At 66.6% G+C, this 12,682-nt stretch carries 11 protein-coding genes; 6 read left to right on the top strand and 5 right to left on the bottom strand.

The features are described 5' to 3' along the window. Nucleotides 1–36 precede the first annotated feature (36 nt). From AC0IX4_RS00165 to rfbB, 4 genes are all read right to left on the bottom strand, one after another. Complete coding sequence (locus tag AC0IX4_RS00165; protein WP_471827635.1) at nucleotides 37–2,301, bottom strand: hypothetical protein; 2,265 nt, start codon at nucleotides 2,299–2,301, stop codon at nucleotides 37–39. Beyond that, the gene (locus tag AC0IX4_RS00160; RefSeq protein WP_231568710.1) at nucleotides 2,298–2,744 is read right to left on the bottom strand and encodes a GtrA family protein; all 447 of its coding nucleotides are present in this window, start codon (nucleotides 2,742–2,744) and stop codon (nucleotides 2,298–2,300) included. Before AC0IX4_RS00160 ends, AC0IX4_RS00165 begins: the two co-directional genes overlap by 4 nt. Continuing rightward, nucleotides 2,741–3,727, bottom strand: coding sequence for a glycosyltransferase family 2 protein (locus AC0IX4_RS00155; protein WP_042575086.1), 987 nt, complete (start codon nucleotides 3,725–3,727; stop codon nucleotides 2,741–2,743). The genes AC0IX4_RS00160 and AC0IX4_RS00155 overlap by 4 nt, the downstream gene beginning before the upstream one ends. 113 nt (nucleotides 3,728–3,840) lie before the next feature. Further along, the gene (rfbB, locus tag AC0IX4_RS00150; protein ID WP_471827634.1) at nucleotides 3,841–4,845 is read right to left on the bottom strand and encodes a dTDP-glucose 4,6-dehydratase; all 1,005 of its coding nucleotides are present in this window, start codon (nucleotides 4,843–4,845) and stop codon (nucleotides 3,841–3,843) included. 57 nt (nucleotides 4,846–4,902) lie between these two features. On the opposite strand from rfbB, the gene rfbA reads away from it, so the two are divergent. Both rfbA and AC0IX4_RS00140 read left to right on the top strand, forming a co-directional pair. Beyond that, a complete protein-coding gene (gene rfbA, locus AC0IX4_RS00145; RefSeq protein ID WP_471827633.1) occupies nucleotides 4,903–5,778 on the top strand; it encodes a glucose-1-phosphate thymidylyltransferase RfbA in 876 nt (291 codons plus the stop codon). Beyond that, nucleotides 5,775–6,344 carry a dTDP-4-dehydrorhamnose 3,5-epimerase family protein gene (locus tag AC0IX4_RS00140; protein ID WP_471827632.1) on the top strand — a complete coding sequence of 190 codons (570 nt, stop codon included), beginning with the start codon at nucleotides 5,775–5,777 and terminating at the stop codon, nucleotides 6,342–6,344. The genes rfbA and AC0IX4_RS00140 overlap by 4 nt, the downstream gene beginning before the upstream one ends. On the opposite strand, the gene AC0IX4_RS00135 is transcribed toward AC0IX4_RS00140, so the two are convergent. Further along, entirely contained in the window at nucleotides 6,331–6,792 is a 462-nt protein-coding gene (locus AC0IX4_RS00135) for a GtrA family protein (RefSeq protein WP_471827631.1), read from the bottom strand. The genes AC0IX4_RS00140 and AC0IX4_RS00135 overlap by 14 nt on opposite strands. A gap of 47 nt (nucleotides 6,793–6,839) precedes the next feature. Between AC0IX4_RS00135 and AC0IX4_RS00130 the strand changes: the two genes are divergently transcribed. From AC0IX4_RS00130 to AC0IX4_RS00115, 4 genes are read left to right on the top strand one after another with little or no spacing between them, the layout of a single operon-like run. Continuing rightward, nucleotides 6,840–8,246 carry an FAD-binding oxidoreductase gene (locus AC0IX4_RS00130; RefSeq protein WP_156148913.1) on the top strand — a complete coding sequence of 469 codons (1,407 nt, stop codon included), beginning with the start codon at nucleotides 6,840–6,842 and terminating at the stop codon, nucleotides 8,244–8,246. Then, nucleotides 8,243–9,007: a decaprenylphospho-beta-D-erythro-pentofuranosid-2-ulose 2-reductase gene (locus AC0IX4_RS00125; protein WP_056072309.1), complete on the top strand. Its 765-nt coding sequence runs from the start codon at nucleotides 8,243–8,245 to the stop codon at nucleotides 9,005–9,007. The genes AC0IX4_RS00130 and AC0IX4_RS00125 overlap by 4 nt, the downstream gene beginning before the upstream one ends. A gap of 7 nt (nucleotides 9,008–9,014) precedes the next feature. Then, nucleotides 9,015–10,907 carry a galactan 5-O-arabinofuranosyltransferase gene (locus AC0IX4_RS00120; protein ID WP_471827630.1) on the top strand — a complete coding sequence of 631 codons (1,893 nt, stop codon included), beginning with the start codon at nucleotides 9,015–9,017 and terminating at the stop codon, nucleotides 10,905–10,907. Further along, on the top strand, nucleotides 10,904–12,655 hold the full coding sequence (locus tag AC0IX4_RS00115) for a 6-pyruvoyl-tetrahydropterin synthase-related protein (RefSeq protein WP_471827629.1): 1,752 nt from the start codon (nucleotides 10,904–10,906) through the stop codon (nucleotides 12,653–12,655). The genes AC0IX4_RS00120 and AC0IX4_RS00115 overlap by 4 nt, the downstream gene beginning before the upstream one ends. Nucleotides 12,656–12,682: the final 27 nt, after the last annotated feature.

The following is a 12,682-nucleotide window of genomic DNA, read 5'->3' as shown; positions in this document are numbered from 1 at the left end:
TGTGCCGAACCACGTCGAACGACGAATCCGACGATATCAACCGATCGGGCTGTCTTCGCCCCGGCGTGAACGGGCGCGCCGCCGCCCGACCAGGCCCACTCCGATCGACATGATCACGACCACTGCGGTGGCCAGCGCTGCCGCCACTCGTCCCACCGCGAGCCCCGGTGACGAATACGTCACCTGCAACAGTCCGCTTCCGGCGGGCACGTCGACGGCGAGAAGTCCCGCCGGACCCTCCCTCACGGCGACAGGCGATCCGTCGAGTGTGGCGTCGTACCCGGGCCAGGCAAGCCGGGAGAAGACGACGGTCCCGGCCGCCCGAGCATCGATCCGAAGAGTCTCCTCGGACGGAGCACTCGACACCGTGCGGTACGTGACCTGCGACGACGACCAGGTCGCCGGTCCGGCTCCGGTGACATCCACGTCATCGCGCGTCCAGACCACCCGTGCGCCGTCGGACGCCGCGACACGCCACCCCGGCGGCGGGGGGCCGGACGTCGCCTCCGGGAGCAGCGTTCGTTGCAGGACGAGTGTGGACACCCCCATGACGTCGACGAGGGGTGCGTCGACCGTCTGCGACGCCGGCGCGAACACGCGATCGAACGCGTCGGCACAGACAGCTCCGCGGTAATCCATGCAGAGCGTCTCCGCGAACGTGTCGAAGCCCATACCGGTGTAACTCGCCACTGTCTGCGCACCGGTAGCGCGGCCGAGGTTTCCGAACAGCAGCCTGCCGGCGTCGCTGTCCTCGGTGGTCACGGTCGATCGGTCTGCCAGTTGGAGCACGGTGCCCCGATAGAACTGCGAGCCGGCACGCATCCGGTCCAGCGAGATCGCCGCAGAACCTCCCTCGGGAGGCTCTTCGGGTTCCGGCTCCGACGACGGAAGCGGTTGCGCGGCGGACGGGAACGACGAGGTCTGCACAGCCAGCACCGCCGTCGTTCCCACGGTCGCTATCACCACCATCAGCACCGTCGCCCCACGTCGACCGGCGACGACCATGGCCGACACGAACACGGCAACCACCACGAGCCCGACGAGGTGCGTCAGTGACAGGTCCGGTCGGACAGCCCAGGACAGATAGCCGCCGAGGAGGATCGCCGCACCGGTGAGGCCCGCACGCCGCCGGACGTGGTCGCGCGCGAGGCCGGCGGACAGCGCGACGGCAACGACGATCGCCACCACCAGATAAAGGTATTCGACCAGCCGGAAGGGCCACCGGAAGAGCCAGACGTTGGACGGGGCCAGACTGGCAAGGAAATAGAAGCCGCCGACGACGGCAAGACCTGCCGATCCGGAGAAGCGTTTCCGAAGCGAAGGCCAGCGGAGCCATGGGAGGAGCGGCAGGAAGAACCAGGCGAAGTAGGTCGACGGGACTCCCTCGAGTCGTTCCCCTCCCCAGTTCGAGATGGACGGTAGGTAGGTCGGCGAGCTGCCGGCCACCAGATCACCGATGTCGGGGACGAGGAACGTGTCGTTGGCGATCGTGGCCAGAGACTGCCTACTGGTCACGGCGCTGGACCCGAGCAGCGGCAGGAAGACCATCAAGGCGACGGCCCCCACACATGCCCCCGTGATCGTGAGCATGGCGAGGCGTGCACGGTCGCCTCGGACCAGCAGCTCCACACCGACCGCCACGAGCACCACGACGAGCCCGAGGGGCGCGTACGGGTTGCCTGCCGTCATCGCCAGGAATCCGAACACGAAGGGCACGAGTGCGGGCAGTCGGCCGAGCGAGAACATCCGGCAGGACCACCAGAAGTGGACGACCCAGGTGAAGGCCGCGAGTCCGGCAGGCCATCCGGCAGCTTCGTACCAGAGCGTGAGGCCCGAGACCGGCAGTGCGATCGCGACGAGGTACGCCGGTGAGCACCGTGCGCCGTAGGACCGCGCCAGCAGGTAGACGCCGACACCCAGAATTGCTGTCATCTCGGCCGCGACGACGAACGCGGCCAGCGCGAGATCGTCGAAATAGGACACGATCACGAAGTTGACCAGGTTCACCGGGTTCCAGATGCCGGTCAGCGCCTCGGCCGCGTAATTGCCACCCATCCATCCGGACGGGTCCATCGTGATCCACGTGCCACTGCGCAACTGGGATCCGAATACGTGCCACAACGGCGCGAATTGCTCGTACATGTCGCCGACGTAGAAGAACAACGTGCCGCGCCACTGCGCCAGAGACGCGAGAAGGCCTACCGTCACGGCCACCAGGACGACGCCGAGGACATCCGGCGCGCGCCGCCCGTGGCGTGGATCCGCCCGTGGTTCGTCGACGGTTTCGACCCCTGCCGTCATCGCAACCCGGCCTGCGCAGATGACGGCTCGTGGCTGCGCGTCAGGATCCTCTTGGACAGCACGAAGGTGAACGGGATGGCGACGACCGCCGCGACGAGCGGGGCGATGCGCTCGTCCATCCCCACGCCGTCGACCAGGGCGATCACGCCCACCGTCGTCACGACGTAGTTGACCACGTTGCCGAGCGGAAAGAGGGCGAACTTACGCCAGGTCGGCGGCGTGCGAAAAGTCCAGTAGCAGTTCAGGAAGAAGGATCCCACCATCGCCACGACGATGGCCATCAGGTGTGCGGCGATGTACGGGACGACGAGTCGCAGAAGCAGGTAACTGCCGTAGTAGACCGTGGTGTTGACGACGCCCACGACGGCGAATCGCACCACGCCGGGAACCGCCGCTGCGATCGACTCGCGGCGACCGGAGGGGTGGGGCACGTCGGCCGTCACTCCGTATCGTCCGCACTGTCCCGAGCGACCCGGCGGCGGCGGACCGCCCTGCTCGGAGCGTCGCCGCTCTCGGTTTCCGCCACGAGAAAGTGCGGCCGTTGCTTCGTCTCGTAATAGATCCGACCGACGTATTCGCCGATCACGCCGAGGAACATCAGCTGAAGCCCTCCCAGCCCGATGATTGCGGCCACCAGCGTGACGTACCCCGGAACCGATACGCCCGCGACGATCGCCGCGATGACGAGAAAGAGAACGTATGCCAGCCCCAGCGCCATCACCGACGCGCCGATGTAGATCGCCAGTCGGACGGGCGCGTTGTTGAACGACATGATGCCGTCGATGCCGTAGTTGACCAACCGCCGGAAGGACCATTTGCTGACACCGCCGCCCTGACGAGCGACGTTCTTGTAATCGACTGTGGCCGTAGGGAAACCGATCCAGGAGAACAGGCCCTTGGAAAACCTGTTGTATTCACCCATTTGCAGCAGCGCATCCACGGCGCGCCTGCTGAGCAGTCGGAAGTCGCCGGCTCCGTCCTGCATGTCCACGTCCACGAGTCGATTGACGGCGCGGTAGTACAACCGGGCGAAGGCGGTACGCCCGAAGGAATCACCGTCTCTGGTGCGACGAGCGACCACCTGGTCGTAGCCCTCTGCGTGAAGCCGCAGCATGTCGATGATCAGCTCGGGCGGATGCTGCAGGTCTGCATCCATGATGACGACGGCATCGCCCTTGGCGTAGACGAGACCGGCCAACATGGCCGATTCCTTGCCGAAATTGCGGCTCAGCGAGATGTAGCGGATGCGCGAATCCTCGAGATTGAGACGACGCATGATGGCGACGGTGTCGTCCTTACTACCGTCGTCCACGAGGATGACCTCGACGTCCGGATCCGTCGGTGCGAGCTGCTCGAGCAGGCGCTCTGCGAGGTCGAGTAGAACGTCTTCCTCGTTGTGACACGGGACGACCACCGACAGCAACACGACAACTCCAAGACGGGCGCGGAAAGCCGCCGATGGGCGGCCCGAACCCGGTCAGTGTGGCACAGGGTCACAGCGACGTAACAATGGACACTCGGTCCCTAAACCGCCCCCGGTCAGGTGATGCGCTCCCCTCCTGCCGCGTAAGCGGCCTCGGTGGTCTGTTTCCGAGCCTGCCACCAGGCGGGATTGCTCCGGTACCAGTCGATGGTGGCGGTGAGGCCGGCGCGGAAGTCGGTGTAGGTGGGTGTCCAGCCGAGTTCGGTGCGCAGGCGGGTGCTGTCGATGGCGTAGCGCAGGTCGTGGCCGGGGCGGTCGGTGACGTGGTCGTAGTCGTTGGTGTCGTGGCCGCAGAGTTCGAGGATGGTTTCGACGACGGTCCGGTTGTCGGTTTCGCCGTCGGCGCCGATGAGGTAGGTCTGCCCGAGGGCGCCGTTGTCGATGATGGTCCAGACGGCGGTGTTGTGGTCGTCGACGTGGATCCAGTCGCGGACGTTGAGTCCGGCGCCGTAGAGCTTGGGGCGGGTGCCGGTGAGGACGTTGGTGATCTGGCGGGGGATGAACTTCTCGACGTGTTGGTAGGGCCCGTAGTTGTTGGAGCAGTTCGAGAGGGTGGCGCGGACGCCGAAAGAGCGGGTCCAGGCGCGCACGAGCAGGTCGCTGGAGGCCTTGGTGGAGGAATAGGGCGAGGACGGGTTGTAGGGGGTGGTCTCGGTGAACCGTGCGGGGTCATCCAGTTCGAGATCGCCGTAGACCTCGTCGGTGCTGATGTGGTGGTAGCGCACGTCGTGGGTGCGGACTGCCTGGAGCAGGGTGGTGGTGCCGATGATGTTGGTGTGGACGAACGGCCAGGGGTCGCCGAGGGAGTTGTCGTTGTGTGATTCGGCGGCGAAGTGGACGACGAGGTCGGTGTCGGCGACGAGGCGGTCGACGAGGGCGGTGTCGGTGATGTCGCCGTGGACGAAGGTGATGTGGTCGGCGACGGGGTCGAGGGAGGCCTTGTTGCCGGCGTAGGTGAGGGCGTCGAGGACGGTGATCGCGATGTCGGGGCGGGTGCGGGCGGTCAGGTGTACGAAGTTCGCGCCGATGAATCCGGCGCCACCGGTCACGAGCATTCTCATGGGCGGCACTTTACGTCGAGCGACGCCGACCAGCGCGGTCTGAAAGACTTCACGATCATGCGGGGAATCATTCTGGCCGGGGGAACCGGCTCACGGCTGCACCCGATCACACGGGGTGTCAGCAAACAGTTGGTTCCCGTCTACGACAAGCCGATGATCTACTACCCGCTCTCGACACTGATGCTGGCCGGAATCAGGGACATCCTGGTCATCACCACCGCGCAGGACGCCGACCAGTTCCGACGGTTGCTCGGCGACGGGTCGCATTTCGGGATCTCGCTGACCTACACGGTGCAACACGAGCCGAACGGCCTGGCGCAGGCCTTCGTCCTCGGCGCCGATCACATCGGCACCGACGACACCGCACTGGTGTTGGGCGACAACATCTTCTACGGCCCCGGCCTCGGCTCACAACTGTCGCGGTTCGACAACCTCACCGGCGGTGCAGTATTCGCCTACGAGGTGTCAGACCCGTCCGCGTACGGCGTGATCGAGTTCGACCGCGCCGGACGGGCGATCTCGATGGAGGAGAAGCCCACCGAGCCGCGGTCCAACTTCGCGGTACCGGGGCTGTACTTCTACGACAACGACGTCGTGTCCATCGCCCGCGATCTGCAACCCTCGCCCCGCGGTGAGTACGAGATCACGGACATCAACCGGCACTACCTCGACGCCGGCACTCTCCAGGTAGAGGTGTTGCCGCGCGGAACCGCCTGGCTCGACACCGGCACGTTCGACTCGCTTCTCGACGCGTCCAATTACGTGCGCACCATCGAGCAACGCCAGGGCCTCAAGATCGGCGCCCCGGAAGAAGTGGCGTGGCGCCGCGGATTCATCACCGACGACCAGCTGGTCGAGCAGGCGAACGCTTTGGTCAAATCCGGATACGGGACCTATCTGCTCAACCTTCTGGAGCGAGGACGACACACGTGAACATCCGAGAGCTGTCCATCGCCGGGGCGTACGAATTCGCCCCGCGTCAGTTCGGGGACGACCGCGGTGTGTTCTTCGAGTGGTTCAAGTCCTCCGAGTTCACCGCGGCGACCGGCCGGCCGCTGGACCTGTTGCAAGCGAACTGCTCGGTGTCCGCGGCCGGGGTGCTCCGCGGAATCCACGTGACGCTGAACCCACCGGGGCAGGCCAAGTACGTCACCTGCGTACGAGGCGCGTTCCTCGACGTGATCGTCGACCTGCGAGTGGACTCCCCGACCTACGGCACCTGGGACAGCGTCCTGATCGACGACGTCGACCGCCGCGCGGTGTACCTGTCCGAGGGACTGGGGCATGCGATCCTCTCGCTCGAAGACCAGTCCACGGTGATGTACCTGTGCTCGCTCGAATACGCCCCCGAGCTGGACCGCGACATCGACCCCCTCGACCCCGACCTGGCGATCGACTGGCCCACCCACGGCCGCGACGGCACCCCGCTGACCTACCAACTCTCCGACAAGGACGCCGCAGCACCCGCCTTCGCGGACTGGCGCATCAGCGGAGTTTGAAGATCACCGCTCGCTGAACGACGAAGTTGATCACCGTCGCCGTGCCCTGCGCGATGACGAACGCGGCAGCGCTGTAGACGATCGTCTCCGGCCACAGGTGGCCGAACAGTGTGTAGAGAAGGTTCTGGACACCGAAGGTCGCCAGGTAGAGCACCACGACGGCGACGAAGCGGGCTCGCGACGGCGCTGCGGCGAACGTCCACCGCCTGTTGATCAGGTAGGCCACGGTCGTGCCGACGACGAAACCGGCCGCCTTGGCCAGGGAGAGCTGGACGTCGAGCCCGTACTGGAGCGCGATCGTGATGCTGAAATCGACGATGGCCGACAGCACGCCCGTCGCCAGGAATCGCAGGATCTGCGTCTTCAGGTCGAGTGCGTCGTCGGCAGTGTTCTCCGTGACGGGGATCTCGACGGGGAGAGGAACGTGCTGGTGATCGTCTGATGACACAGAGCGTCAGCGTACTGGGCCTGCCACTGCCTGTAACCTGACGAACGATGTCCATCACCGAAATGCCACCCACCAGTGCGCGCACCCTCACCGGGTGGGCACGTACCGCGCCCACCACGGCGCAGGTGCTGACCACGTCCGATCCCGAAGTCGTGGTCGCTGCGATCACCCGGGTCGCGGAGCAGAACGAGAGCAAGCCGTCGCATCTGCGGCGCGGCGTCATCGCCCGCGGCCTCGGTCGTTCCTACGGCGACAACGCTCAGAACGGCGGCGGTCTGGTCGTCGACATGAGCCAGCTGAACCGCATCCACTCGATGAACGCCGAGACCCACATCGTCGACGTCGACGGTGGCGTCAACCTCGACCAGCTGATGCGCGCCGCGTTGCCCCTGGGCCTGTGGGTGCCGGTGCTGCCGGGCACGCGCCAGGTCACCATCGGTGGAGCCATCGGTTGCGACATCCACGGCAAGAACCATCACAGCGCCGGCAGCTTCGGCAACCACGTGCGCTCGATGGAACTGCTGCTTGCCGACGGCACCGTCCGGCACATCACGCCCACCGGTCCCGACGCTCCCCTGTTCTGGGCCACCGTCGGCGGTAACGGCCTCACCGGCATCATCCTGCGCGCCACCATCGAGATGACGCCGACGGAGACCGCGTACTTCATCGCCGACGGTGACGTCACGGCGAGCCTCGACGAGACCATCGCGATCCACAGCGACGGCAGCGAGAGCAAGTACGACTACTCGAGCGCCTGGTTCGACGCCATTTCCGGGCCGCCGAAGCTCGGTCGCGCCGCCCTGTCCCGCGGTTCGCTGGCCACGCTCGATCAGCTCCCGGCCAAGCTGCAGAAGGATCCGCTGCGCTTCAGCGCGAAGCCGCTGTTCACGTTCCCGGACGTCTTCCCCAACGGTCTGGCGAACAAGTACACGTTCGGGCCGATCGGCGAGCTCTGGTACCGCAAGTCGGGTACCTACCGCGGCAAGGTTCAGAATCTGACGCAGTTCTACCACCCGCTCGACATGTTCGGAGAGTGGAACCGTGCGTACGGATCCGCCGGTTTCCTGCAGTACCAGTTCGTGGTGCCGCCGACCGCCGTCGAGGAGTTCAAGAAGATCATCCGCGACATCCAACGCTCGGGTCACTACTCGTTCCTCAACGTGTTCAAGCTGTTCGGCGCCGGCAACGACGCGCCGCTGAGCTTCCCCATCGAGGGATGGAACGTCTGCGTCGACTTCCCCATCAAGGCGGGCCTCGGCGAATTCGTCGCAGAGCTGGACAAGCGCGTCCTCGAATTCGGTGGTCGTCTCTACACGGCCAAGGATTCGCGGACGTCCGCCGAGACGTTCCACGCGATGTACCCGCGCATCGACGAGTGGATCGCGATCCGCCGATCCGTCGACCCCACGGGCGTTTTCGCCTCCGATATGGCCAGAAGGTTGGAACTGCTGTGACGATCGACGCTGTGGGTAACCCGCAGACAATTCTCGTACTGGGCGGAACGAGCGAGATCGGTCTCGCCATCACCGAGGAGTACCTGTCCTCGTCCCCGGCGCGCGTCATCCTCGCCGCACTGCCGAACGATCCCCTGCGTGACGACGCCGTCGCGCAGCTCACCGCCAAGGGCGCGAAGTCCGTGGAGGTCATCGACTTCGACGCACTGGACACCGCATCGCACCCGAAGGTCGTCGACGCGGCGTGGTCGAAAGGTGACGTCGACGTCGCGATCGTCGCGTTCGCGGTCGACTTCGATCCCGAACTGCTGTGGCAGGACCAGCGCAAGGCCGTTCTGACGGCGAACATCAACTACACGGCGTCCGTGTCGGTGGGCGTCCTTCTCGGCGAGAAGATGAAGGCGCAGGCCTTCGGCCGGATCATCGTCATGTCGTCGGTGGCCGGCGAGCGTGTGCGACGCTCCAACTTCGTCTACGGCTCCACCAAGGCCGGACTCGACGGCTTCTACCTCGGTCTCGGAGAAGCGTTGCGCGAGTTCGGGCCTCGTGTGACCGTCATCCGTCCGGGCATGGTGCGCACCAAGTTCAGCGCCCATGTGAAGGAAGCGCCGCTGACTGTCGACAAGGAAGACATCGCCAAGCTGGCCGTGTCCGCGTCCCGCAAGGGCAAGGATCTGGTGTGGGCACCGGGGCCGTTCCGCTTCGTCATGATGGCGCTGCGCCACGTGCCGCGTCCGATCTTCCGCAAACTCCCCATCTGAGTCGGCGGTGCAGACCACAGCACCGGCGCGAACGTCACTGACGACTCTCGCCGAGGCGGTTCTCGGCGCCGTGGTCGCAGTGCTGGTATCGGCTGTAGGTCTCGTCGCGTTCTCACTGGTGCAGTGGCCGGCGTTCAACTCGTCCAACGTCACACGCGCCGTGGCAACCGTGGGGCAGGTCGCTACCCTCGCCGTGCTCGCTGCGTCGGTGCTGATGATCCGCGCGCAGCGCGCACCTCGGGTGGCGACGCTTCTCTCGTGGGTCGGGTTGTCGGGCTTCGTCACCGTCACCCTGGGCATGCCGCTCGCGGCGACGAAGCTCTACCTCTTCGGCATCTCGGTCGATCAAGAGTTCCGCACCGAGTACCTGACGCGGTTGACCGACTCCCCCGCATTGGCGGACATGACGTACGCGGATCTGCCGCCGTACTACCCGGCCGGGTGGTTCTGGGTCGGCGGCCGTGTTGCCGACGCCCTGGGCATGGACGGGTGGGAGGCGTACAAGCCGTACGCGATCGCGTCGCTCGCCGTGGCCGCAGTGGTCTCACTCGTACTGTGGCGCAGCCTCGTTCGCGCCGATCTTGCCGTGCTGGTCGCTCTCAGTGTGACCGCTCTGGCCGTCGCCTACGCCTCACCCGAGGCGTACGGCGCCGTCATCGCCATCATGATCCCGCCCGTGCTGATCCTGGCGTGGGGTGCGCTGCATCGTCCCGGGTCGACGCGTCGGGCAGGGTGGGGCGCGGTCGTCGGCACCGGCCTCTTCCTGGGCGTCGCCGCCACCGTGTACACGCTCTATCTCGGCATCGCCGCGTTCACCGTCGTGGTGATGGCGGCGGTCTCCGCCGGGATGCGATACCGCGAACGGCGGTCGTTCACCGCACTCGTCGATCCCGCTCTGCGGCTCGCCGTCATCGCCGGTATCGCCGGGCTTCTCGCCCTGGTGGTGTGGGCGCCGTATCTACGGGCTTCGCTGACAGGGAGCACGGCCGCGAGCGGTACGGCGCTGCACTACCTGCCCGATTCCGGCGCCGAACTGCCCTTCCCCATGGCACGCTTCACTCTCCTCGGCGCACTGTGCCTGGTGGGCACGATCTGGATCGTGGTGCGAGCGAAGGACTCCCGTCGTGCGCAGGCCTTGGGACTCGGCGTCGTCTCGGTCTACGGATGGTCGCTCCTGTCGATGCTCGCCACCGTTGCGGGCACGACACTTCTGGGCTTCCGGTTGGAATCGGTCCTCATCCTTCTCCTCGGCGCTGCAGGTGTGTTCGGCGTCGTCGACGGATCGCGCGCCTTGTACCTGATCGCGAGCGAGTCGCCGCGGGTGCGCACCGTGTCCGTCGCCGTCGGCGTGGTGGGCGCCGTCGCATTCGCTCAGGACATCCCCCACGTCCTGCAGAACGAGATCACCGTCGCCTACACGGATACGGACGGTGACGGCGTTCGCGCGGATCAGCGTCCCCCCAGCGCCGTGTCGTACTACGCCGAGATCGACGAGGCACTGATGTCGATCCGCCCCGAGCCGCGGTCGGACACCGTCCTGCTGACCTCGGACACCACGTTCCTGGCCTACTACCCGTACTTCGGTTTCCAGGGGCTCACCTCGCACTACGCCAACCCGTTGGCCGAGTTCCAGGCACGTGCCGCAGCCGTCGAATCGTGGGCCGACCTGGACAGCAGCGACGCCCTCATCGGTGCACTGGACGATCTGCCGTGGCGCGCACCGGACGCTTTCCTGTTCCGCCGCGGCGCCGACGGGTACACCTTGCGCCTCGCGGAGGACGTCTACCCGAACGACCCCAACGTGCGCCGCTACACCGTGTCCTACCCCGAGTCACTATTCGACGATCCACGCTTCGAGATCCGCGAGATCGGGCCCTTCGTTCTCGTGGTGCGCACATGACGACCGGTACGACCGTCGACACCGAGCCGGAGAGCTCGCCCAGTCCGAAGACTTCCCGGCGCCCCGATATCCTCGCCGCGGCGGTCTACACGGCGCTGTCCGTCCTGATCCTCCACAACCAGTGGCAGCACCTGCGGTCGGAGTACCTGCGGTTCAGCGGCCAGGACCAGACCATGTGGGAATGGTTCTTCGCCGTCACCGCGCGGTCGGTCACCCACCTCGAGAACCCGTTCTTCACGGATCTGCAGAACGCCCCCGACGGGGTGAACATGATGGCCAATACCGCGATGCTCGGTTTGTCCGTCCCGCTGACCCCGATCACGCTGGCATTCGGAGCGTCCACGACGTTCGCCCTGGCCCTCACGCTCGGCCTCGCCACTACCGCTTTCGGGTGGTACTTCCTGTTCTCCCGCACCGTCGTCCGGTCCAGGGCAGCGGCCGGGCTCGGCGGCCTGATCTGCGGGTTCGCGCCCGGCATGATCTCCCACGCCAACGCGCACCCCAACTTCGTCGTACTGGGGGTGCTCCCCTTCATCCTCTACGTGGTGCTCCGCATCGCCGAGGGAGAGCGACCGCGTCGGAACGCGGTGGTGTTAGGACTGCTGGTCGCCTGGCAGGTCCTCCTCGGCGAGGAACCGCTGCTCATCTTCGCCGTGGCGGTACTCCTGCTGCTGGTTCTGTACGGGGTGCAGCGACCTCGTGAGGTGGGGGCGATGGTCGCGCGCTCGGCGCTTCCCGTCCTCGGAGCAGCAGTCCTCACGGCCGTGCTCGTCGCGGTGCCTCTCTGGTGGCAGTTCCTGGGCGCCCAGAGCTACACGCACCTGGACCACAACCTGCCGGGCAACGACCTCGTCTCGCTGATCCAGTTCCCTCCGCAGTCGCTGTGGGGAGCGGCGTTCCCCATGGAGGACGTCGCGCTGAACCCGACCGAACAGAACGCCTACTTCGGCATCCCTCTGCTTCTCGTCGTCGTCGCAGCGACCGTCGTTCTGCGCCGTCGCCCCGTGGCCGTCGCCGCGTTCGTTTCCGTGCTCGTCCTCATGGTCATGTCGCTGGGTGTGCAACTGGTCGTCGACGAGACGGAGACCGGTATCACGCTGCCCGGGGAGTACCTCGACCGTCTTCCGCTGCTGCAGTCGGTCCTCGAGACGCGGTTCGTACTCGCCGCGGTACCGGCGATGGCGCTGTTGCTCGCGATGGTCACCGACGAACTCCTGACGCGGCCCGGATCGCGTCGTCACGCGGTGGTGTGGACCGGAGCGCTCTCCCTCGCGCTCGTCCCGCTGGCACCGACCCCTCTGCCGACGGCCGATCGCGGTGAGACCCCGGCCTTCCTCGCCGACGGCATTTGGCGTGAGTACGTCGATCAGGGCTCCATCCTCACCGTCCCGGTCCCGAACCCCGGGACTGCCGCGGCGCTGCGGTGGCAGGTGGCCACCGGGCTCGAGTACCGCATCGCCGGCGGCTACTTCGTCGGACCCAGCGGCATGGCCGACGGGGAGGCGAAGTACGGCGCGATCGACCGTCCGACGGCCAAGCTGCTGGGCACCGTCGGGCGCACGGGCATCGTCCCCACCCTCTCGGACCAGCAGCGCGCCACGGCACGCGAGGACCTGAGCTTCTGGGACGCGGACGTCGTCATGGTTCCGCCGACGGACCACCAGGACGAGCTGCGCGATACCGTCGACGACCTTCTGGGCCAGGGCGCCACGGACATCGACGGGACCTACGTGTGGGACGTCCGATGACGGCGCGGTACACCTGCGCTCCGTCAG

The sequence above is a fragment of the Rhodococcus sp. AC861 genome, assembly GCF_979256035.1.
This window is presented reverse-complemented; position numbering and strand designations above follow the sequence as displayed.